The sequence below is a fragment of the Bradyrhizobium oligotrophicum S58 genome (assembly GCF_000344805.1).
Taxonomy (GTDB): domain Bacteria; phylum Pseudomonadota; class Alphaproteobacteria; order Rhizobiales; family Xanthobacteraceae; genus Bradyrhizobium; species Bradyrhizobium oligotrophicum.
Genome location: NC_020453.1, coordinates 7,020,613 through 7,042,111 on the forward strand (window position 1 = coordinate 7,020,613; position 21,499 = coordinate 7,042,111).

The 21,499-nt window shown below is 66.4% G+C and carries 26 protein-coding genes; 17 read left to right on the forward strand and 9 right to left on the reverse strand.

Features of this window, described 5'->3' with window-relative positions:
- Window positions 1–13 precede the first annotated feature (13 nt).
- The gene (locus tag S58_RS30440) at window positions 14–997 is read right to left on the reverse strand and encodes a VOC family protein (protein ID WP_015669274.1); all 984 of its coding nucleotides are present in this window, start codon (window positions 995–997) and stop codon (window positions 14–16) included.
- Between the two features lie 141 nt (window positions 998–1,138).
- On the opposite strand from S58_RS30440, the gene S58_RS30445 reads away from it, so the two are divergent.
- The 5 genes from S58_RS30445 to S58_RS30465 all read left to right on the forward strand — a co-directional run bounded on the left by S58_RS30445 (window position 1,139) and on the right by S58_RS30465 (window position 6,709).
- Window positions 1,139–1,930: a DNA-binding transcriptional regulator gene (locus S58_RS30445; protein ID WP_015669275.1), complete on the forward strand. Its 792-nt coding sequence runs from the start codon at window positions 1,139–1,141 to the stop codon at window positions 1,928–1,930.
- 69 nt (window positions 1,931–1,999) lie between these two features.
- On the forward strand, window positions 2,000–3,523 hold the full coding sequence (gene mhpA / locus S58_RS30450) for a bifunctional 3-(3-hydroxy-phenyl)propionate/3-hydroxycinnamic acid hydroxylase MhpA (RefSeq protein WP_015669276.1): 1,524 nt from the start codon (window positions 2,000–2,002) through the stop codon (window positions 3,521–3,523).
- 31 nt (window positions 3,524–3,554) lie between these two features.
- The gene (locus tag S58_RS30455; RefSeq protein WP_015669277.1) at window positions 3,555–4,406 is read left to right on the forward strand and encodes a fumarylacetoacetate hydrolase family protein; all 852 of its coding nucleotides are present in this window, start codon (window positions 3,555–3,557) and stop codon (window positions 4,404–4,406) included.
- Between the two features lie 83 nt (window positions 4,407–4,489).
- Window positions 4,490–5,695 carry an ABC transporter substrate-binding protein gene (locus S58_RS30460; RefSeq protein WP_015669278.1) on the forward strand — a complete coding sequence of 402 codons (1,206 nt, stop codon included), beginning with the start codon at window positions 4,490–4,492 and terminating at the stop codon, window positions 5,693–5,695.
- Between the two features lie 18 nt (window positions 5,696–5,713).
- Window positions 5,714–6,709: an NAD(P)H-quinone oxidoreductase gene (locus tag S58_RS30465; RefSeq protein WP_015669279.1), complete on the forward strand. Its 996-nt coding sequence runs from the start codon at window positions 5,714–5,716 to the stop codon at window positions 6,707–6,709.
- 46 nt (window positions 6,710–6,755) lie between these two features.
- Here S58_RS30465 and S58_RS30470 read toward each other — a convergent pair whose 3' ends face one another.
- Both S58_RS30470 and S58_RS30475 read right to left on the reverse strand, forming a co-directional pair.
- Window positions 6,756–7,301 carry a DUF3617 domain-containing protein gene (locus S58_RS30470; protein WP_015669280.1) on the reverse strand — a complete coding sequence of 182 codons (546 nt, stop codon included), beginning with the start codon at window positions 7,299–7,301 and terminating at the stop codon, window positions 6,756–6,758.
- Between the two features lie 54 nt (window positions 7,302–7,355).
- Complete coding sequence (locus tag S58_RS30475) at window positions 7,356–7,676, reverse strand: hypothetical protein (protein ID WP_015669281.1); 321 nt, start codon at window positions 7,674–7,676, stop codon at window positions 7,356–7,358.
- Window positions 7,677–7,845: 169 nt separating this feature from the next.
- On the opposite strand from S58_RS30475, the gene S58_RS30480 reads away from it, so the two are divergent.
- The 4 genes from S58_RS30480 to S58_RS30495 all read left to right on the forward strand — a co-directional run bounded on the left by S58_RS30480 (window position 7,846) and on the right by S58_RS30495 (window position 10,569).
- Window positions 7,846–8,325, forward strand: coding sequence for a hypothetical protein (locus S58_RS30480; protein ID WP_015669282.1), 480 nt, complete (start codon window positions 7,846–7,848; stop codon window positions 8,323–8,325).
- A 107-nt stretch (window positions 8,326–8,432) separates the two neighbouring features.
- The gene (locus S58_RS30485) at window positions 8,433–9,134 is read left to right on the forward strand and encodes a ribonuclease T2 family protein (protein ID WP_015669283.1); all 702 of its coding nucleotides are present in this window, start codon (window positions 8,433–8,435) and stop codon (window positions 9,132–9,134) included.
- A gap of 106 nt (window positions 9,135–9,240) precedes the next feature.
- Complete coding sequence (locus tag S58_RS30490; protein ID WP_015669284.1) at window positions 9,241–10,101, forward strand: 23S rRNA (adenine(2030)-N(6))-methyltransferase RlmJ; 861 nt, start codon at window positions 9,241–9,243, stop codon at window positions 10,099–10,101.
- A gap of 252 nt (window positions 10,102–10,353) precedes the next feature.
- Entirely contained in the window at window positions 10,354–10,569 is a 216-nt protein-coding gene (locus S58_RS30495) for a cold-shock protein (protein WP_006612991.1), read from the forward strand.
- A 251-nt stretch (window positions 10,570–10,820) separates the two neighbouring features.
- Here S58_RS30495 and S58_RS30500 read toward each other — a convergent pair whose 3' ends face one another.
- Window positions 10,821–11,441: an outer membrane protein gene (locus S58_RS30500; RefSeq protein WP_042340319.1), complete on the reverse strand. Its 621-nt coding sequence runs from the start codon at window positions 11,439–11,441 to the stop codon at window positions 10,821–10,823.
- A 240-nt stretch (window positions 11,442–11,681) separates the two neighbouring features.
- Between S58_RS30500 and uvrC the strand changes: the two genes are divergently transcribed.
- Window positions 11,682–13,745 (forward strand): excinuclease ABC subunit UvrC, encoded by a 2,064-nt coding sequence (gene uvrC / locus S58_RS30505; protein ID WP_042340320.1) that lies wholly within the window; start codon window positions 11,682–11,684, stop codon window positions 13,743–13,745.
- Window positions 13,746–13,775: 30 nt separating this feature from the next.
- Here uvrC and S58_RS30510 read toward each other — a convergent pair whose 3' ends face one another.
- The 5 genes from S58_RS30510 to S58_RS30530 all read right to left on the reverse strand — a co-directional run bounded on the left by S58_RS30510 (window position 13,776) and on the right by S58_RS30530 (window position 15,766).
- Window positions 13,776–14,195 (reverse strand): CopD family protein, encoded by a 420-nt coding sequence (locus S58_RS30510; RefSeq protein WP_015669287.1) that lies wholly within the window; start codon window positions 14,193–14,195, stop codon window positions 13,776–13,778.
- Complete coding sequence (locus tag S58_RS30515; RefSeq protein WP_015669288.1) at window positions 14,192–14,524, reverse strand: DUF3817 domain-containing protein; 333 nt, start codon at window positions 14,522–14,524, stop codon at window positions 14,192–14,194. Before S58_RS30515 ends, S58_RS30510 begins: the two co-directional genes overlap by 4 nt.
- Window positions 14,521–14,784: a hypothetical protein gene (locus S58_RS30520; protein ID WP_015669289.1), complete on the reverse strand. Its 264-nt coding sequence runs from the start codon at window positions 14,782–14,784 to the stop codon at window positions 14,521–14,523. The genes S58_RS30515 and S58_RS30520 overlap by 4 nt, the downstream gene beginning before the upstream one ends.
- Window positions 14,777–15,175 carry an ArsR/SmtB family transcription factor gene (locus S58_RS30525; RefSeq protein ID WP_244440667.1) on the reverse strand — a complete coding sequence of 133 codons (399 nt, stop codon included), beginning with the start codon at window positions 15,173–15,175 and terminating at the stop codon, window positions 14,777–14,779. Before S58_RS30525 ends, S58_RS30520 begins: the two co-directional genes overlap by 8 nt.
- A gap of 102 nt (window positions 15,176–15,277) precedes the next feature.
- On the reverse strand, window positions 15,278–15,766 hold the full coding sequence (locus S58_RS30530) for a MarR family winged helix-turn-helix transcriptional regulator (protein WP_015669291.1): 489 nt from the start codon (window positions 15,764–15,766) through the stop codon (window positions 15,278–15,280).
- Window positions 15,767–15,818: 52 nt separating this feature from the next.
- Here S58_RS30530 and S58_RS30535 point away from each other — a divergent pair, with 52 nt between their 5' ends.
- From S58_RS30535 to S58_RS30565, 7 genes are all read left to right on the forward strand, one after another.
- A complete protein-coding gene (locus tag S58_RS30535) occupies window positions 15,819–16,772 on the forward strand; it encodes a quinone oxidoreductase family protein (protein WP_015669292.1) in 954 nt (317 codons plus the stop codon).
- Window positions 16,773–16,846: 74 nt separating this feature from the next.
- On the forward strand, window positions 16,847–17,182 hold the full coding sequence (locus S58_RS30540) for a GIY-YIG nuclease family protein (protein WP_015669293.1): 336 nt from the start codon (window positions 16,847–16,849) through the stop codon (window positions 17,180–17,182).
- Window positions 17,183–17,440: 258 nt separating this feature from the next.
- On the forward strand, window positions 17,441–18,082 hold the full coding sequence (gene pgsA / locus S58_RS30545) for a CDP-diacylglycerol--glycerol-3-phosphate 3-phosphatidyltransferase (RefSeq protein ID WP_042340322.1): 642 nt from the start codon (window positions 17,441–17,443) through the stop codon (window positions 18,080–18,082).
- A complete protein-coding gene (gene moaD, locus S58_RS30550) occupies window positions 18,079–18,330 on the forward strand; it encodes a molybdopterin converting factor subunit 1 (RefSeq protein ID WP_015669295.1) in 252 nt (83 codons plus the stop codon). The genes pgsA and moaD overlap by 4 nt, the downstream gene beginning before the upstream one ends.
- Window positions 18,331–18,355: 25 nt before the next feature.
- On the forward strand, window positions 18,356–18,820 hold the full coding sequence (locus tag S58_RS30555) for a molybdenum cofactor biosynthesis protein MoaE (protein WP_015669296.1): 465 nt from the start codon (window positions 18,356–18,358) through the stop codon (window positions 18,818–18,820).
- On the forward strand, window positions 18,820–19,785 hold the full coding sequence (gene prmB / locus S58_RS30560; protein WP_015669297.1) for a 50S ribosomal protein L3 N(5)-glutamine methyltransferase: 966 nt from the start codon (window positions 18,820–18,822) through the stop codon (window positions 19,783–19,785). Before S58_RS30555 ends, prmB begins: the two co-directional genes overlap by 1 nt.
- Before the next feature lie 306 nt (window positions 19,786–20,091).
- A complete protein-coding gene (locus S58_RS30565; protein WP_015669298.1) occupies window positions 20,092–21,435 on the forward strand; it encodes an aspartate aminotransferase family protein in 1,344 nt (447 codons plus the stop codon).
- The last annotated feature ends 64 nt before the right edge of the window (window positions 21,436–21,499 follow it).

A 21,499-nucleotide genomic window follows, 5' to 3' on the forward strand; every position in this document is an offset into this window, starting at 1 on the left:
TCGCCAGTTCGGCTCATTCCTGCGCGATGACAGCGTCGAGCCACGCGCAGTTCAGCGGCGGCACATTGGGGTCGGGCACGCGAACGCCGCGCGCAGCAGCGGACAGCCGCATGTCGCGCAGGCGCTTGCGCGGCTCGTCCGGCAGGTACAACCGCTCGTGTCCCCACAATGACGGACCGTCGAAGGTCTCATGCGGCTGCCAGGTCGTGGGATCGATCACCCGGCCGCCCCAGCCATATTCGATGAAGAATCCCGAGGGCGTGTTGACGTAGAACGAGGTCATGTGGTCGTTGGTGTGACGGCCCAGCGTGTAGGCCACGCGCCCGTCGTCGAGCTGCGCCAGGTCATAGCCCTGGCCGACATCGTCGAGGCTGCCGAGCTCCACCATGAAATGATGCAGCGTGCGGCGGCCGGAGCCGACCATCGCAAAACTGTGGTGGCGGCCGTTGACGTGGAAGAAATACAGCTTGTACGGCGTCAGGCCGAAGTCGGACACCTGGAAGCCGAGCAGGTCGCGATAGAACGGCAGCAGCGGCTCGACCTCCTCGACGTTGAGCACCACGTGTCCCATGCCAAGCGCCCCGGTGCGAAAGCCGGAGATCGGACGTCCCGGCCTGAAGGGATCCGAGGCGACGGCTGCTCCCCAGAACACCTCGATCATGTTGCCGGCGGGATCCTGAAAGCAGATCAGCTCGGTGACATGACGCTCGTCGGCCAGTGCCTGCGAACCGCTGATGACCTTCACGCCGTTGTCTTCGAGCCGGCCCGCCAGGCGCGCGAGCGCGGCGGCGTCGCCGACCTCCCAGCCCATGACGGCGAGCCCGCCATCGCCGCCGCCATCGACGATCAGCCGCTGCTTGCGGTCGTCCATGCGGTAGGCCTGCATCCCGGCCGCGCGATCGATGCGCTGCATCCCGAGCAGCTCGGTCGCCATCCGTCCCCACTGCTCCGCTTGCGACGACTTGATGCCGATGTAACCCAGCGCCGTGATGTCCATCTTGTTTTCTCCCGAAAGGCGCGGGCGGAATATTCGTATCAGCTCCGCGCGGTCCTGCAGTAGACTGCCGCCCCTGCATCCGGCTCGCGTTCTCAAGACGGTATCGGCGGACGGAAACGAAGAACAGGGAGGATTTTCCAGGTGTCCAAGCAACGGACGCGATCTCCGCAAGCCCGTCCTGCGGAGGGTGTCCGCGCCTTCAAGCGGGGCCTCGACGTGCTGCGCGCGGTCAATCGGTCCGGCGGCATTCGCGCCGGCGACGTCGCCCGCCTGCTCGATCTGCCGCGGCCCACGGTCTATCGTCTGCTCGAAACACTGGAGGAGCTCGGCTACGTCGCGCGCAGCGCCAGCGACGACCGCTTCCGGGTGACGCGCCATGCGCTGAGCCTCGGCGACGGCTATGATCCCGGCACCGTCATCTGCCAGGCGGCCGCGCCCTATCTCGCCGAGCTCAGCCGCACCCTGGTCTGGCCCGTCGACCTGTCGACTTATGAGAACGGCGCGATGGTCATCCAGGAGACCACGCATGCGCGCAGCCCGCTCTCGATCGATCGCAGCATGATCGGCAAGCGGCTGCCGATGCTGCGGACCTCGGCCGGCCGGGCCTATCTGGCCGCCTGCCCGCCCGCCGAGCGCGACCTCATCATCAATCACCTGCGACGCATCGAGGATGCCGAGGACGTCTCCTTCCTGGCGCCCGAGCGGCTGCAGCGCATGGTGACGGAAACGGCTCAGCGCGGCTATGCGATCCGCAACGAGGGTGAATTCAATCCGAAGACGTCGTCGATCGCGGTGCCGATCGTACGGGACGACGTCGTGTTCGGCTGCATGTCGATCATCTGGATCCGCTCCGCCATGAGCCTGGAGGAGGCTGTCGCTCAATACGCGGCGCCGTTGCGCGACGCCGCAGCCGCTATTCCCGTCGAGCGTTAAGCGTCCGCAGGGCGGACAGTTCGTGACCGCGCCTTGAAGCTGCGAGGCGGTTGCGGATCAGATGCGACCATGAGCAACACGGGCGCACACTCTCAAAATTTCGACGTCGTCATCGTGGGTCGCGGACCGGTCGGCTCGACGCTCGCCAATCTGCTCGGCCTCTGCGGCATCCGCACCCTGATCCTGGAGCGCGAAGCCAAGACCTATCATCTGCCGCGCGCGGTGCATTTCGACGACGAATGCATGCGCGTGTTCCAGACCATCGGCCTCGCCGACGCCATCCTGCCCCATCTCAGCTTGAGTCCCGGCATGCGCTTCGTCGATGCGGAGGGCCGGTTGCTGCTCGACTGGCCGCGCCCGCGCGAGCTGACGGCGATGGGCTGGAATCTGAGCTACCGCTTTCACCAGCCAGACCTCGAAGCCGTGCTCAACAATGGCCTGGAGCGCTGGCCGCATGTCGAACTTCGCACGCGCTGCGATGTGTTCGCGCTGGAGCAGGACCACAACGGCGCCCGCGTTCGCTATGAGGATCTCGCCACCGGCCGGCTCGTCGACATCTCCTGCGCCTATGTGGTCGGCTGCGATGGGGCGCGCTCGCTGGTGCGCCGCTTCATCGGCTCGGCGCTGGACGATCTCGGCTTTCACGAGCGCTGGCTGGTCTGCGACGTGCTGCTGAAGCAGGAGCGGCCCGATCTCGGCGATTTCAGCGTCCAGCACTGCAATCCACAGCGCCCCGCGACCTATATTCGCGGCACCGGCAACCGCCGGCGCTGGGAAATCGCGGTTCACCCTGACGAGGACACGGTCGACATCACCCAACCGGCTCGCGTGTGGGAGCTGCTCTCGCCCTGGCTCCGGCCCGCAGAGGCCGAGATCGAACGCGCCGCCGTCTACACGTTCCACTCCGCAGTGGCCCAGCAATGGCGCGCCGGACGGTTCCTGCTCGCAGGCGATTCCGCACATCAAACTCCGCCCTTCCTCGGTCAGGGCATGTGTGCCGGCATTCGCGACGCAGCCAACCTCGCATGGAAGCTGGCCCATGTGATCGCCGGCAAGACAACGCCCGATCTTCTCGACACCTATCAGAGCGAACGCGCGCCGCATGTGCGCGAATTCATCGAGCTCGCGATCCGGCTGGGTGGGCTCATCAACACCAAGGCGGTCGAGGCGGCGCTTGCGACCGGCACGGCACAGGGCGACGGCCAGCTCAAGCTCGACGTGCAGAAGCCGGCGCTCGGCCCGGGCCTTGCCTGCGGCGAACGCAGCATGACGGGAAGACTGGCGCCGCAATTCCGCAGCCGTGATCACGGCCGCAGCGACGACCGCGTCGGCTATCGCTTTGCGCTGCTCTGCCGGTCCGGTCTCGGGACCGCAATTATCGAGCAGCATCATGCCCGCCTGACGGCCGCTGACGTCGCCGTCATTTGCGGCGAGGAAGCTGGCGGCCTCGACGGCTGGCTCGATCAGCACGGCTTCGACGCCGTGCTGATGCGCCCCGACCGCTACATCCTGGGTGCTGTCCGCACGGGCGAAGATCCCGCGGCGCTGTTGTCAGGCCTCGCCTTCCTCGCACCGCTGCCGAGCGCGGCCTGAGCGTTTCCGTTCTTTTTGAGAGGGTTCACGTATGAAGCTGGTTTCCTTTGTGATCGACGGGCGTCCCGGATACGGCGCGGTGAAGGGAGACGGTGTCGTCGACCTCTGCCGGCGGCTCCCGGCGAAGAGCCTGCGCGCGCTGCTCGAGGCGGATGCGCTTCGCGACGCCGCCGCGCTGCTCGCGTCCGAACAGGTCGACTATCCGCTCGATGCGATCGCCTTTGCGCCCGTCATCCCAGATCCCGGCAAGATCATCTGCGTCGGCCTGAACTATCGTGACCACGTCGCCGAGACCGGGCGGACCGTCACCGAGAAGCCTGCGCTGTTCGCGCGCTTTCCGACCAGCCAGGTCGGCCATCTGCAGCCGATCGTTCGCCCTGCTGTCTCCGATCATTTCGACTACGAAGGCGAGCTCGCCCTGGTGATCGGGAAAGCCGGCCGGCATGTCCGGCGCGAGGACGCGCTCACCCACATCGCCGGCTATTCCTGCTACAATGAAGGCAGCATCCGCGACTGGCAGCGCCATACGTCGCAATTCCTGTCGGGCAAGACCTTCGACAAGTCCGGCGCGTTCGGTCCCTGGCTGGTCACCGCTGACGAAATCCCCGAGCCGTCCAAGCTGACGCTGCAGACCCGTCTCAATGGCGAGACCGTGCAGCGGACCACCACGGATCTCCTCATCACCGATGTGCCTGATCTGATCGTCTATTGCTCGACGATCATGACCTTGCTGCCGGGCGACGTGATCGTCACCGGCACGCCGGGAGGCGTCGGCTTCAAGCGCACGCCACCGCTGTTCATGAAGCCCGGCGATACGGTCGAGGTCGAGATCTCCGGCATCGGCGTGCTGCGCAATCCCGTGGCCGCCGAACCGGCAGCCTGACTCTTCGCCTCGCGGACAACCGCGAGGCGCACCAACCAAACACGACATAACAAACAAAGTCGTTGAATCCGGGGAGGATCATCATGTCGCGCCGTCTCACATCCGGCATCGCTCTGCTGTTGCTGGTTGCAGGCTCATCCGCGCAGGCCGAAATCAAAGAGAAAGCCATCCGGATCGGCGTGCTCACCGACATGACCGGCATCTTCGCAACCGCGATGGGCCCCGGCTCGGTGGAGGCGGCGCGGATGGCGGCCGAAGAGTTCGGCGGCAAGATCAACGGCCGGCCGATCGAGATCCTGCAGGCCGACCATCAGAACAAGCCGGATATCGCGGTCTCGATCGCCCGGCGCTGGTTCGAGCAGGACGGCGTGCAGGCGATCGCCGACGGCGGCAGCTCCGGCGCGGCGCTTGGCGTCCAGGAGCTGGTGCGCAGCAATGGCAGGATCTTCCTGATCTCGGGGGCGGGCGCCAACCAGCTCACCGACGAGGCTTGCGCCCCGACCTCGGTGCAATGGACGCACGACGCCTATTCGACCGCGACCGCGGTCGTGTCGGGCATCATGCAGACCAGCAAGGAGCCATGGTTCTTCATCACCGGCGACTACGCATTCGGCCATTCGGTCGAGGCGACCGCGCGGGCCCGCATCGCCGCGCTCGGCGGCACCGTCGCAGGCAGCGTCAAGGCGCAGCTCGGCACGCCGGATTACGGCTCGTTCCTGCTGCAGGCCCAGGCCTCCGGCGCCAAGATCCTGGCGCTCAACGTCGCCGGCGACAACGCCACCGCGATCAAGCAGGCCGAGGAATTCGGGCTTGCGGCGCAGGGCATGAAGATCGTGCCGATGTCGTTCCAGAACGTCGACATCGAAGCCATCGGCCTCAAGGCGACGCAGGGCGATCTCATCGTCACCAGCTTCTTCGAGGATGCCTCTCCCGCCGCGCGCCGCTTCTCCGACGCGTTCTACGCGCGCCGCAAGGCAATGCCGTCACAGATCCAGGCCGGGGTCTATTCGGCCGTGCGGCACTATCTGCAGGCGGTGAAGGATGCCGACAGCGATGACGGCGCGAGCGTGATGGCGAAGATGAAATCCACGCCGGTCTCGGACGCCTATGCGGACCATGGCCAGATCCGCGACGACCAGCGCATGGTGCACGACCTGTACCTCGTCCAGGTCAAGACGCCGGCCGAATCCAAGGCGCCCTGGGACTTCGTCAAGCTGGTGACGAAGATCGCTCCCGATCAGGCGTTTCGTCCGCTCGACCGCAGCAAATGCAGCCTGGTCGGCAAGTGAGCACATGAGCGACCAGGCATGATTCCGAACCATCAGCGCGCCGTGATCATCACCGCCGCCGGCGGCCCCGAGGTCCTGTCGGAGCGGCAGGACTGGCCGGTCCCGGCGCGCCTCGGACCCGACGACGTGCTGATCGAGGTCGCCGCCGCCGGCATCAACCGTCACGACTGCAACCAGCGCGCCGCCGGGCCGTCGCGGGAGCCCAATCCCGTGCCGGGGTTGGAAGCCTCGGGGCGCATCGTGGCCTGCGGCGCCAACGTTCACCCGGAGCGACTGGGTGAAGCGGTGATCGCGCTGACCGACGGCGGCTCATACGCGCAATACGTTGCCACCGATCAGCATCTTGCACTGGACTTGCCGAACGGCCTCGACTGGATCCAGGGCGCCGCCCTGCCCGAGGCGATGTTCACGACCTGGTTCAACTTCTTCGAGCTGATGCGCATGGCGCCCGGGGAGACGGCCCTGATTCATGGCGGCAGCAGTGGTGTCGGCACCATCGCGATCCAGCTGCTGCGCGCGCTCGGTCATCCGGTCTTTGCCACCGCCGGCACCGCGGAGAAGCGCGCCGCGGCGCTCAGGCTCGGCTGCAGCGCCGTGTTCGACTATGCCGATCCCGATCTCGCCGGGCAGATCCGCGCGGCGACGGGGAAGCGCGGCGTCGACTGCATCCTCGACACCTCCGCAGGCGCTCACATCGCGCAGGACCTTGCTGCGCTCGCGATGGGCGGACGGATCGCCCTGCTGTCGGCTGGAGGCGGGAAAGACCTCGGAGTGCCACTGCGCAGCCTGATGGCGCGCCGGGCCAGCATCACCGGCGCATTCCTGCGGTCGACGCCGCTCGATCTCAAGCGGCGCATCGCAACCGACCTGAGGCAACGCATCTCACCCCTTCTCGGAACGGCCATTCGGCCGCACATCGACAGGACCTATCGCCTGTCCGAGGCAGCCGATGCGCACGAACGCATGGAGACGAGCCGACACATCGGGAAGATCGTACTTCGCGTCCGCGGATGAGCGCCAACCCACGTCTCTGCGCTCGCCACGCGCAACGAGCGCACGCCTACTGCTTCACGCCCGGGATCAGGGCCTTCAGCTTGTTCATGTCCTTGACGTTCATCTTCATGCCGCCGGGCATCACGATGTCGCCGGGTTTCTGGTCGGGTTTGCAGGCCCCGAGCCACTTGGCCTCGATCGTCATCGCCGTGTCCTTGCCGGCGGGGCCGGTCGTGCCGCCCTGGATGTGCGAGCTGGTCTTGACCGTATAGGCCGAGTTGAAATCACCGGTGATCTCGGCATGCGAGGTCGTGTTCATGCCGCCGAAGCTGCAGACGGAATCGCTGACATAGCCGGCCGCGGTCTTCTGGATGTCCTGCTTCGAGCAGGCCTGCTGCGCCATCGGCGAGGCCATGTTGTTCATGTCCTTGTCGGTGGTCTCGTCGGTGCAATGCTGCATGGTCATTTCCGGCAGCTGGCCACCGGACCTGATCATCTTCAATTCCCACAGGCCGGGCTTGCGCACCGGCAAATCGAGCGCAACGGCGGTGCCAGCCGCCCCGCCGAGCACGCCGAAACAGAGCAGTCCGAGAGCGAGGCGATGGCGTGTCATGATCGTGTTCCGGCTTGATGTCGATCGGCGGACCGATGACGCCGAATCATGGCGTTAGTAGAGCGTCCGCAGCGGCCGCTGCGCCGAGCCATATGGCACCCAGCGGCAGGCGAACGACACGTAGCCGCCATAGCGGGCGTCGACCGCCAGGAATTTGGCGACCTTGCCATAGGAGGCGCAGTGATCGACCGCGACCTGGCGCGCATCCGTGGTCTGGGCCAGCGGGTAGGCGATGATGCCGCCGGTGTCGTTGCCCCTGAAGGCCGGCACCGTGTCGGCCGATGCCGGCGCCGCGGCGAGCACCGCCACAGCGGCCAACAGGCCGGCAGCCTTGACGACTCGGGCGTTCGCGGTCCCGACCTTTAGCATCCGCATTGCATTCTCCTTCGCGCTGGTGTGCCATCCTAAAGGTCCTGTCCGGCCAAGAAAAGAACACCGGCCTCGCGTTAACAGGACTAATCGTGGAGTGTTGCCGCGTTGCACTTGACCTCCTGTGGCCGCCGCGGCACGGTCCACGCTCCCGGATCAGCCTTGCGGACGGCCCATGCGTGACTTCAGCACACCTTTCAAGACGATCGGCGCCAAGACGACCGGCGCTGCCGGCGGCGCGCTGCTCGCGGCCATGATCGCGACCGCGCCGGCCCACGCCGCCAACCCGCTCGAGATGAACTTCTGGCTCTCCGGCCCCAAATATGAAGGCCGGGTCGCCCCCTGCGAGGCGGCAATCCCGACCATCGTCTCGCGCTTCCAGGACAAGGAAAGCACCTTCTGGAATTCCTCGCTGACGATCACCGGCGTCGCCAACGTCCGCGAGATCGCCTTCCGGTCCTGGCAGTCCGACAACATCCCGCGCCGGTTCTGCACCGGCAGCGTGATGGTCAGCGACGGCAAGGTGCGGACGCTGAATTATTCGATCATCGAGGATGGCGGCTTCGCCGGTTACGACCAGGGCGTCGAGTTCTGCGTCGTCGGCCTCGACCGCAACTGGGCGTTCAACCCGGCCTGCCGCGCCGCCAAGCCCTGATCACGGCAACGACTATGCGCTGGAACGGCTGCCGCTCGGCAGCCGTTTTTGTTCTTGTAATGTTCCAAGGCATTGGTAAGTTCCTGGAATAGTCCAGGGAGTTCGCCATGTTCGATTGCCTGCGCCGCCCCGCCCGCCTCGCCACAACGATCGCCTGTTTCGCGCTGCTGCTCGGCGCTCTCGCCGCTGCGCCAGTGGCGGCCCAGGACCGCCGCCAGAACGCGCCGGGCGCGTTCGACTTCTACGTGCTGTCGCTGTCCTGGTCGCCGTCCTTTTGTGCCGAGGCCGAAGAGCGCGGCGGCCGCGGCAGCCGCTCGCAGCAATGCAGCGGACGGCCCTACTCCTTCGTCGTGCACGGGCTGTGGCCGCAATACGAGGCCGGCTATCCGGAATATTGCGAGCAGCCTTCGCCACGCCTGCCGCGCAACATCATGACCTCCATGCTCGATTTGATGCCGGCGCCGGGCCTGATCTACAACGAGTGGGACAAGCACGGCACCTGCGCCGGCCTGTCGGCGAAGAGCTATTTCGAGACCATCCGCAAGGCCCGCGCCGCGATCAAGATCCCGCAGGAATTCCTCGACCTGACGGAGGCGAAGACGGTGTCCCCAGCCGCCATCGAGGACGCCTTCATCAAGGTCAATCCCAAGCTCACGACATCGGCCATCGCCGTGACCTGCAACCGCACGCGGCTCAGCGAGATCAGGATCTGCCTGACCAAGGACCTCGAATTCCGCAACTGCGACGAGGTCGACCGCCAGGCCTGCCGGCGCGACGAGGTCAACATGCCGCCGATGCGCGGCGGATAGCCCGCCTTCGCCAAGCGGCCGCCGCGTAGCGTCCTCCGCCGCGGCGGCGGGCGTGGCCTCAACGACGGGGTACCCTTTTCACGCGGAACGGCGTAACCCCAATCGCATGAACTACCGACACGCCTTTCACGCCGGCGGCTTCGCCGACGTCATCAAACACATCGTGCTGACGCGCATCCTGGTCTACCTCCAGGACAAGCCGGCGGCGTTCCGGGTGATCGACACCCATGCCGGCGCCGGTCTCTATGATCTCACCGGCGACGAGGCGACGCGCAGCGGCGAGTTCCTGACCGGCATCGCGCGGCTTCTGCAGGCGCGGCTGTCGGATCAGGCCTATGCGCTGGTCGCGCCCTATCTCGACATCGTCCGATCGTTCAATCCGACCGCCGAGCTCGTCGCCTATCCCGGCTCGCCGCTGATCGCCCGCGCACTGCTGCGGCCGCAGGACCGCATGACCCTGTGCGAGCTGGCGCCCGGTCCGCGCAAGCAGCTGATCGATTCGCTGCGCCGCGATACGCAGGCCCGCGTCGTCGATCTCGACGGCTGGATTGCCCTGCCCGCCTTCGTGCCGCCGAACGAGCGCCGCGGCGTGGTGCTGATCGATCCGGCGTTCGAGGCGAAGGATGAGTTCGAGCGCCTCGCCGACCGCTTCGCTGCGGCCTTCGCGAAGTGGACGACCGGTATCTACGTGCTGTGGTATCCGGTCAAGAGCCGGCGCGCCACCGAGCAGCTCGCGGACCGCGTCGCGCATTTCGCAGCTGCGGCCAAGCCGCCCGGCAAGGTGCTGCGGATCGAGTTCAGCGTGGCCCCGCAGATCGAAGGCGAGGTGCTGACCTCGACCGGGCTGCTCGTCGTCAACCCGCCCTGGACTTTGCATGATGAGCTCAAGCTGATCCTGCAGGAGTTGCAACGGCCGCTCGGCCAGGGCGGCCCCGCACGCTTCAGGCTGGACATCCCCAAAGCTTGAAGCGGGCGCTGGTCGAAAAGCCATAGGCAATCGCCGCGGAACCGTATTACAGTGGTTGATTGTAAGACTGGCTTTACGTTCCGCTTCCGCGAATGGTTGCGGCGGGGTGATCAAGGCCTAACAAGATCCGACGATCCGGCGTGGCGAGCGCTGGGCGTTAAGGTGGCCAACGCTTTCCGATCAAAGTGATGTCCGGTCGGACGCTGCGCAAAGCGCGCAGTGGAGGAAGCATTGCGGGGGAGGAGTTTCCCGATGGCCATGACTGGGACAGTCAAGTTCTTCAATGGTGAGCGCGGCTACGGCTTCATCAAGCCGGACGACGGTGGACGCGATGTGTTCGTGCACATCACGGCGGTGGAGCGCGCGGGCCTGAAGGATCTGACCGAAGGACAGCGTATCAGTTTCGAGGTCGAGCCGGACAAGAAGGGCAAGGGCCCGAAGGCCGTGAACCTGGTGCTGTCGTCGTAGACTAGGCCCGCTCGACCACGGCCGCATCCGAGCGGTCGGTCGCAGCGGGCGCATCGACGTCAATTCATCCGTTGGTCTGGAAGCCGTTGGTCGGGAAGCTGCCGGCGGCCCCGCCGGCTTGCGCGCGGGGCGTTGCTGCCCGCGACGGCGCGCGCCTTCACGCCGCAGATCCGCGAGACAGAAAAATCCCGGCCGCGCGAGCGGCCGGGAGGTTGTCGTTCGACGTTTCTTCTTCCTATCCCGTGTCGCTATCAGAAGTGGAAGTTGATGCCTGCGCGCACCACGCCAGACCGATAGTCGTTCTTCGCCCCCGTGATCACGAAATTGCTGCTGTCGAGATCGACATAGAGATACTCGATCTTGGCGCTCCAGTTCTGCGCCAGGCCGAATTCGGTGCCGACGCCGAGCGTCCAGCCCACCGTGGTGTGCGATTCCGAAAGACCGAAGGTCTCCGCGCGCAACGAGCCGAAGGCGAGACCGCCGGTGCCGTAGAACAGGATGTTGTTGAAGGCGTAGCCGGCGCGGCCGCGAATGGTGCCGAACCAGGGGTTCGAGAACTTCCACGGCGCGAAGGTGTCGTTGGCGCCGGTGATGTTGATGTCCCCCTCCGCGCCGAACACCCATGGCCCGGTCTGCCAGTTGTAGCCGGCCGTCAGCCCGCCTGCGAGGCCGGACGGCTTTGTCGGGTTGTTGGCGACCGAGCCCCATTCATAGCCCAGCGTGCCGCCGAGATAGGGCCCGGCCCAGCTATAGGCGTTCAGGGGTTGGTTCACCGTATAGGGCGCGCGCCGCCCGTAGTTGAAATCGGCGGCCTGCGCCGTCATCGATCCCAGAGCCGCCACGGCGGCCGCACCGACCATGAACCTTTTCATCGCTCACTCCACGCAACTCGCCGTGTCCCACCGGGCCTGCGCCGCGCGATCCGATGCGGGGCCGGTGTGGTTACGGAACTCCATCTTTTTTCGTGAGCATTTATCGAGAGTTTTAGGTTAAGCCGTTGTTAAGCCCGGTTACCCGCCGATTAATGTGCTTAACGGAGCGTTACCGCGGCGCCTGTGCATGGCGCGTCCCCGCGCTGGCGGGAGCGGCTGCGAACGCTTAATTTGCTGGACATGACCACCGACAGCTCCGATCCACCCAAGGCGCCGGCGCCCGCCAGCCGCCGTGGCACGGCCGACCTGCCGCCCGAGCCCTTCGATACCCCCGATCTCGATCCCGCCGCCCCTGCTGCGGACGAGGACGACGAGGCACGCCTGCCGGAGCTGACCGAGGAGAGCCTGGAGGCGGTCGGCGAAGGCCCGCTCGCGACCGGCCATGCCGCGATCGAGAACGCCGTCCGGCTGGCGCCGACCTCGCCCGGCGTCTACCGCATGCTCAATGCGGCCCACGACGTGCTCTATGTCGGCAAGGCCAAGAACGTCAAAAAGCGCCTGTCGTCCTATGCGCGCGCCAACGCGCCGCTGCCTGCGCGCATCCTGCGCATGATCGCGGCCACCGTGACCGTCGAGATCGTCTCCACGACCACGGAGACCGAAGCGCTGCTGCTGGAAGCCAATCTCATCAAGCAGCTCAAGCCGCGCTTCAACGTGCAGCTGCGCGACGACAAGTCATTCCCCTACATCCTGATCACCGGCGACCATTGGGCGCCGCAGATCCTCAAGCATCGCGGCGCGCAGTCCAGGCCAGGGCGCTATTTCGGCCCGTTCGCCTCGGCGGGCGCCGTCAACCGCACCATCACGGCGCTGCAGCGCGCGTTCCTGATCCGCTCCTGCACCGATTCGTTCTTCGAGAGCCGCACCCGTCCCTGCCTGCTGCACCAGATCCGGCGCTGCGCCGGTCCCTGCACGCAGGAGATCGACTTCCCCGGCTATACCGAGCTGGTGCGCGAGGCGACCGACTTCCTGTCCGGGCGCAGCCAGGCGGTGAAGGCGCTGCTCGCGACCGAAATGGAGAAGGCGTCAGGCGAGCTCGAGTTCGAGACCGCGGCCGTCTATCGCGACCGTCTCGCGGCGTTGTCGGCGATCTCGTCGCAGCAGGGCATCAATCCGCGCACCGTCGAAGAAGCCGACGTGTTCGCGATCCACCAGGAGGGCGGCTATTCCTGCGTCGAGGTGTTCTTCTTCCGCACCGGCCAGAACTGGGGCAACCGCGCCTACTTCCCGCGTGCGGAGAAGAGCTATCTGCCGGAGGAGGTGCTGTCGGCTTTCATCACGCAATTCTACGACGACAAGCCGCCGCCGAAGCTGATCCTGCTGTCGCACGAAATCGAGGAGGCCGAGTTGCTCGCCGAGGCGCTGTGCGTCAAGGCCGGCCACAAGGTCGAGGTCTCCACGCCGAAGCGCGGCGAGAAGAAGGAGCTGGTTCAGCACGCGCTGACCAATGCCCGCGAGGCGCTCGGCCGCAAGCTCGCGGACACCGCGACGCAGAGCCGTTTGCTGGAGGCGATGACCGCGACGCTGGCGCTGCCGCACACCCCGAAGCGCATCGAGGTCTACGACAACAGCCACATCCAGGGCACCAACGCGGTCGGCGCGATGATCGTCGCCGGCCCCGACGGCTTCATGAAGAACCAATACCGCAAGTTCAACATCAAGTCGGAGGGGCTGAGGCCCGGCGACGACTACGGGATGATGAAGGAGGTGCTGCAGCGCCGCTTCAAGCGGCTGGTCGCGCCGTCCGAGAAGGATGTCGCCCGCGCCGCGAAAGAGGACGACGTGCCGCAATGGCCTGATCTGGTCATCATCGACGGCGGCCGCGGCCAGCTCAACGCCGTCCGCGAGATTTTCACCGAGCTCGGCGTCACCAACGTCGCGCTGATGTCGGTCGCCAAGGGCCCGGATCGCGACGCCGGCCGCGAGACGCTGTTCATCCCGGAGCGCGAGGCGATCAAGCTCGAGCCGCGCGACCCCGTGCTGTATTTCATCCAGCGGCTGCGCGACGAGGCGCATCGCTTCGTCATCGGCTCACACCGCAAGCTGCGCAAGAAGGACATCCGCGAGGCAGGGCTGCAGGAGATCCCCGGCATCGGCCCCTCGCGCAAGCGCGCACTGCTGCACCATTTCGGCACCCTGAAGGAGATCGAGCGCGCCTCGATCGCCGACCTCGGCAAGGTGCCGGGCGTCTCCGCGGAGAGCGCGCGGAAGATTTTTGAGTACTTTCACAGCAACGCGAGCTGACGGAGGCCTTGCTCCGTTCGCGACCGCCGCTCAGAACGGCTTGACGACGACGAGGACAGCGATCGCAGCCGTGCTACCGACGATCAGCGGCGGCAGATGAGAGAACCAGCGCGGCGCCGGCGCCTCGGACCGCGCGAGCCGCCGCAGCATCCCCGCGAGCACGCCGTGCAGCGCGGACAGCGCGACCACGACACCGAGCTTGACCGTCAGCCACAGCGAACCGAACCATTGGCCTTGCGTGGCGAGTGCAAGCCCTGCGCCCCACACGATGAGCATGGCCGGCGTGGTGACGCGCCGATCCCATCGGCTGACGAATTCGATCATGACGTTGCTGCCTGCCGCATCCACCTTGGCCGCATGCACCGCGATGGTCATCGCGGCGGCCAGCATCCCGCCGCTCCAGCACAGCACCGCCGCGACGTGCAGTGCCTTGAGCCACTCATAGATCATGGCGCGACCAGCCGCGTCTCGCGTCGAGCCAGGACGCGGGCATTGACGAAGCCGCCGAACGGCACCAGCGCAGCGATCGTCATCCGGATGATCTCCGCTCGCGACCAGCCGCCACTGGTGGCAAGCTGGATCAGCATCCAGACGTAGGTCAGGAAGGCGAGACCGTGGATCGGCCCCATGATGCGGGTCGCGATCGCGAAGCCGGCAAGATGTTTCAGCGGCACCGCGACGAGCACCAGCAGCAGCAGCGTGCTGCCTTCGATCAGCGAAAGCGCGCGCATCCGCTTCAGTTGCGACAGCTCCTCGGCGTGGTCCGGGGATGTCATCATTCGACCTCCTTCAGCACCTTTTCGACCTGGGCGAGCCGCAGCTCGATCTGCCCGAGACTGCCCTTGAGCGCAGCGAGCAGCTCGGCGCTGGTCTCCTGCGACCGCACGGCTCGCTCGGTCAGCGCGCGATAGCTCTCTTCCGTCGCGGCCTGCAGTCCGGCCTGCCGGGCGGCCGCGAAATACTTCATCGCAAACACCAGGATGATGGTGACGAGGATGAGGATCGTCACGAGCAGGAAGATGGCGGCCTTGTCAGCCATGTTGGTCTCCTTCCGGTTTGATGGAGGATGGGACGACGGACAGCGTCTCGACGGCTTCGGCGATCGAGGACGGCGTCAGGGCGATCTCGAAGGGAGCGACCTCGAAGTAGTTCAGCGCCTTGCCGTCGGCAGAGAGCTCCAGCCGGCTGGTGACGAGTCCCGCCTCTTCGAGCTTGCGGAGATGCAGGTGCAGCAACGGCCGGCTGATCCCGAGCTCGCGCGCGAGCTGGCTGACATAGGTCCGCCCCTTGTTCTGAAGCGCCGCCAGCACCCGCAGCCGATGCGGATTGGCCAGCGCCGCCAGCCTGTCCAGCAGTTGATCGCCCGTGTTCGGCACGCGCCGCGCTCCACCTGTCATGATTTTCTTACAGGTAGAGAGCGCCAGCGTCAATCATCTCAAACATATGTCAGCAAAATATTTCACATGACGCTTCGGTTCGTGATCGACGGCACCGCGAGCTGCCACGGCCATCCGAATGAAACGATCGCCGGCTCATGCCGCAGTCGGCGGCTCGTCCTTTACCGCATCGGCGAACTTGCGCATCAGACGCACCAGTTCGTCGACGTCGCGCGCCTCCCAGGTTTCGAAGATGGCACGGCCGATGCGGTCGCGCGCAGCATCCACCATGTCGGTCATCGCCTTCCCTCTGGGCGTGATCACCGCCTCGCGCACCCGCCGGTCGGCGGCGCTGCCTTGCCGCGCGACCAGGCCGAGGCTCTCGAGCTTGGCGACCTGCCGGCTCACGGTGGTGTAGTCGCGCCCGACGCGATCGGCCATCTCCACCACGCCGATCGGACCGAAGCGCTCGATCCCGACCAGCAGCGGAAACAGCGCCCGATCGAGCGCGATCCCCGCCTCCTGGATCATGGCCTCGTCGCGCTGCGGCCGGTTCATCACGGCGACGATGTCGAGCAGCGCCGCATGCAGCTTGCGGAGGTTTTCACTAATATGTGTATTTTGCACATTCTTTGTTGCCGACATCGATCCCCTCCGATATATGTGCATTATACACATATAATCACAGAGCACCATCATGAAAGCCGCCATCGTCCGCCACGCCGGCCAGACGCCGACATATGGAGATTTTGAGAGCCCGGTCGCCAGCGCTGGCGAGCACCTCATCGACGTCAGCGCCGCCGCGATCAGCCCGCTCACGCGTGGCCGCGCCTCCGGCACGCATTACAGCTCCGACAACGCATTTCCGTTCGTGCCGGGCATCGACGGCGTCGGCCGGCGCGAGGATGGCGGCCGTGTCTATTTCGTGCTGCCGCGCGCGCCGCATGGCGCCATGGCCGAGCAGACCGTGGTGCCGGCCGCACGCTGCCTGCCCCTGCCGGCGGATCTCGACGACATCACCGCAGCCGCGATCGCCAATCCGGGCCTGTCGTCCTGGGCCGCACTCAAGGAACGAGCGCGGCTCCGGACCGGAGAGACCGTGCTGATCAACGGCGCCACCGGGATCTCCGGCCGGCTCGCCATCCAGATCGCAAAGCATCTCGGCGCGGCGAAGGTGATCGCGACCGGACGTGACAGCGCGGCTCTGCACGAGCTGGCTGCGCTCGGCGCCGACGCCACCATTGCCCTCGTCGAGGACGGCGAGGCCCTGGAACGGAGCTTCAAGCCGCACGTCGCGGCGGGCGTCGACATCGTCCTCGACTATCTCTGGGGACCGAGTGCCCAGCGCCTGCTGATCGCGGCCGCGCGCGCGGCCACCGGCACGGTGCCGATCCGCTTCGTGCAGATCGGCTCGGCGAGCGGCGGCGACATCACGCTGCCCAGCGCGGCCCTGCGCGCCTCCCCCATCACGCTGATGGGCAGCGGCATCGGCAGCATTCCGCTCGAACGTCTGGTCGCATTGACCGCCGAGCTGCTGCAGGCCGCCGTACCGGCCGGGCTTCGGGTCGCGGTCGATCCGGCTCCGCTGAGCGATATCGACCAGAGCTGGACGCGCGAGTCCGGCCATCGACGGACGGTGATGACGATGTGAGCCGTGTTGATCCTATATTTACCCGGATGAAAATATCGCGTATTGTCTCCGGGCAATATTCACGAGAGGCGGCCATGACCCCCGATCAGCGCAAGGCGGCCGTGGCCGCCTACAAGGAACGCAAGACCCCCGCCGGCATCTTCGCCGTGACCTGTGCCGCCACCGGCGAGCGCTGGATCGGCTGCGCGCCCGATCTCGACAAAATCCAGAACCGGCTGTGGTTCACCCTGCGCCAGGGCGGCCACCGCCGCGGCGGGCTGCAGGCGGCGTGGACCGCTCACGGTGCTGACGCGTTCAGCCTGGAGGTGCTGGAGACATTCGATGAGGAGACGCTGGCCTATGTCCGTGACCGCGCGTTCGCGGAGCGCCAGGCGCATTGGTGCGCGGTGCATGGCGCGGAGGCGATCTGACGCCGGGCTGCGACATTCGCGCCCCTGTCATTGCACCGCAATAAGGTCGGTCGGCCGTGCACACCCACCCGCCGATCTGGAGACTGGCGCCGGCGCGCGCCGTTGCTTAAGGAAGCGTTTATCGCTCTCTTTGTCTCCAGCGGGAGAGTTCCTATCTCCGCAGGACTTCGTTGCGAACAGCGTCATATCTGCGTCATCCTGCCGGAACGGCTCGGCTCGGAGGTTGACGTTCGTACGGCGGCAGTATTGGTACACCGGATGAATATTGCGACCACACGCGTGCCCAGCAAGACGTCGACGTCCTTGCCGAACATCCTGACCTATACGCGCATTGCTGCGATACCGGTCGTGGTGGGCTGTATCTACGCGCAGTCGGTCTGGCAGTATCCGTTGTGGCTCCGCTGGGTCGCCGTCGCAGTGTTCATTGCGGCTGGGATCACCGACTACCTCGACGGTCATTTCGCGCGGATCTGGAACCAGCAATCGGCATTTGGCCGGATGCTCGACCCGATCGCCGACAAGCTTCTGGTCGCCTCGTGCCTGCTGATGCTGGCGGCCGACAGCACCATCCAGAACTGGTCGCTGTGGGCTGCCATCGTGATCCTGTGCCGCGAGATCCTGGTCTCGGGCCTGCGCGAATATCTCGCCGCGCTGCGCGTCTCGGTGCCGGTCACCAAGGTCGCGAAATGGAAGACCACGATGCAGCTGGTGGCGATCGGCTTCCTGCTCGCGGGCGAGGCCGGCGACACGGCGGTCGCCCAGATCTCGACGGCCGTCGGCCCGATCGTGAGCGGGATTGGAATCTGGCTGTTGGGCCTGTCGGCGGTCTTCACCATCTACACCGGCTACGACTATTTCCGCGCCGGCATCCACCACCTCATCGAGGAAGACTCGCGATGAAGGTGAAGTATTTCGCCTGGGTGCGGGAGCGGATCGGCAAGGCCGAAGAGACCATCGAGCCGCCGGCGGATGTCCGCACGGTTGGCGAGCTGATCACCTGGCTGACCGCGCGCGGCGAGGGTTACGCCTATGCGTTCGAGAAGCCGAAGGTGATCCGCGCCGCGATCGACCAGACCCATGTCCAGGCCGACGCCGCCATCTCCGGCGCCCGCGAGATTGCGTTCTTTCCGCCGATGACCGGCGGCTGAAGCGAAGCCGCCAGAAGACCCATCCATGACCGCGATCGTCACCGTCCGCGTACAGCATGAGGATTTCGACACCGCAGCCGAGATTGCGGCGCTCAGCCACGGCCGCACCGACATCGGCGCCGTCGTCAGCTTCTCCGGCCTGTGCCGCGGCAACGACCACGACACGCCGATCGCCGCGCTGACGCTCGAGCACTATCCGGGCATGGCGGAAGCGGAGATCATGCGCCATGCCGAGGAGGCGATGGCGCGCTGGCCGCTGCAGGGCCTGACCGTGATCCACCGCCACGGCCGCATCAAGCCGGGCGAGAACATCGTGCTGGTGGTCACCGCCTCGAGCCACCGCCAGGCGGCGTTCGAGGCCGCGGAGTTCCTGATGGATTATCTCAAGACCAACGCGCCGTTCTGGAAGCGCGAGGAGACCGCCGATGGCGGCAGCTGGGTCGAGGCCAAGAGCCATGACGACGCCGCCACGGCGCGCTGGACATCGTGATGGCGAAGACGATCAAGACGGCAGCGCCGCGCAAGGCGCCGGCGCCCAAGCTGCCGAAGGTCAATGCGGGCGAGCTCGTCAGCTTGCTCGACTACCTGCGCTATGCCGTCAGCTGCTTCCAGCAGGCCGACCTGGTGTTCGCGCACGGAACCACCGACCCGGTGTCCGAGGCGGCCTTCCTGATCGGAGAGGCTTTGCATCTGCGCCCTGATCAATTCGAGAGTTTCATCACGGCGCGGGTCACCGCCGCCGAGGGCAAGGCGATCCTCGACCTCATCACCGCCCGAATCACCACCCGCAAGCCGGCGGCGTATCTGGTCAACAAGGTCTACATGCGCGGCCTGCCGTTCTATGTCGACGAGCGCGTCATCGTGCCGCGGTCGTTCATCGGCGAATTGCTGGAGACGCATTTCGGCGGCGCCGAGGGCGACGGCACCTCGCTGATCGACGATCCCCTCGCCGTCGACAGCGTGCTCGATCTCTGCACCGGCTCTGGCTGCCTCGCGATCCTCGCCAGCCGGCATTTTCCGAACGCCGTGATCGACGCCGTCGACATCTCCAAGGATGCGCTCGCGGTCGCCGCGAAGAACGTCGCCGACTACGGCCTCGCGGAGCAGATCTCGCTGCATCGCGGCGACCTGTTCGCGCCGCTGAGTCAGCGCCGCTATGACCTGATCATCACCAATCCGCCCTATGTCGATGCCGAGGGCATGGCCGGCCTGCCGAGGGAATGCCGCGCCGAGCCGGCGCTCGCCTTCGACGGCGGCGCTGACGGGCTCGACATCATCCACCGCATCCTCGGCCAGGCACGCGACCATCTGACCGCCGAAGGCGGGCTGCTGTGCGAGGTCGGCCGCGACCGCCCGCAGATCGAGGCGGCCTACCCGGACCTGCCGCTGCTGTGGCTCGATACCGAAGACTCCGAAGGCGAAGTGTTCTGGATCAGCGCGCGCGATCTGGTTTGATCGGCAGGCCATGACGGCCTGCCACGAAATGACGCAGCGACTTCCAATATCCGGCACTTTCCGCTGCCGTTGTGCAGAAACCGCTCACCAGGGCAGCAGCGAACGCTGGACCTTTGACGTTTCCGTCGGCCTGCGAAACTGATAGCTTGCCGCTGGCCCGGATCATCGGCTGACCACGTCGGCGCGCGCATTCAGGCCCATCAAGCACGATCCGTTTCGGCAAGCCGTTCTGGCACCGGTTCGCCACCTTTCCGGATCATGCTGCCGCCGTCGCCCACGCTGCCTTGAACGTCCGAAGAGGTCCCCATGCTGGACAAGAGCCCCCGCCCCGCCGTCTCCGTTCCGAATGATCTTGCCGCGCATTGGATGCCGTTCACCGCGAACCGCGCCTTCAAGAAGAACCCGCGCCTGCTCGCCGGCGCCAAGGACATGCACTACATCACCGTCGACGGCCGCAAGATCATCGACGCCGCCGCCGGCATGTGGTGCTGCAACGCCGGCCATGGCCGCAGCCAGATCGCCGAGGCGATCGGCAAGCAGGCCGCGGCGCTCGACTACGCACCACCGTTCCAGTTCGGCATTCCGCAGGCGTTCGAGCTCGCGACCCGCATCGCCGACCTCGCGCCATCAGGCCTCGATCACGTGTTCTTCTGCAACTCCGGCTCGGAGGCTGCCGACACCGCGCTGAAGATGGCGCTCGCCTATCACCAGATCAACGGCCAGGGCAGCCGCACCCGCCTGATCGGCCGCGTGCGCGGCTATCACGGCGTCGGCTTCGGCGGCACCTCGGTCGGCGGCATCGTCAACAACCGCAAGCTGTTCGGCACCCTGCTGACCGGCGTCGACCACATCCCGGCCACCTATGACCGCGACAAGCAGGCCTTCACCAAGGGCGAGCCGGAATACGGCGCGCACTTCGCCGAGGAGCTGGAAAACCTCGTCGCCCTGCACGGCGCCAACACCATCGCCGCCGTCATCGTCGAGCCGATGGCCGGCTCCACCGGCGTGATCCCGGCGCCGAAGGGCTATCTCAAGCGTCTGCGCGAGATCACCCAGAAGCACGGCATCCTCCTGATCTTCGACGAGGTCATCACCGGCTTCGGCCGCCTCGGCTATGCCTTCGCCGCCGAGCGCTACGGCGTGACGCCGGACCTGCTGACCTTCGCCAAGGGCGTCACCAATGGCGCGGCGCCGATGGGCGGCGTGCTGGTGCGCGACACCATCCATGACGCCTTCATGAGCGGCCCGGAGCACATGGTCGAGTTCACCCATGGCTACACCTACTCGGCGCACCCGATCGCCTGCGCGGCCGGTCTCGCCACGCTCGACATCTATCGCGACGACAAGCTGTTCGAGCACGCCCGCGCGATCGAGCCGAAATTCGCCGATGCCGTGATGAGCCTGAAGGGCCTGCCCAACGTGCTCGACATCCGCACCGTGGGCCTCACCGCCGGCATCGATCTCGCCTCGCTGCCCGACGCAGCCGGCAAGCGCGGCTACTCCGCGATGGAGACCGCCTTCCACGACAACGACCTGATGCTGCGCATCGCCGGCGACACCCTGGCGCTGACCCCGCCTCTGATCATCAGCGAGGATCAGATCGGCGAGATCATCGAGAAGGTCGGCAAGGTGATCAAGGCCGTGGCGTAAGCCGCACGCGGAAACCGGATCAGCAACAATGGAAGTGGCGGCCCTGCGGCCGCCATTTTCTTTT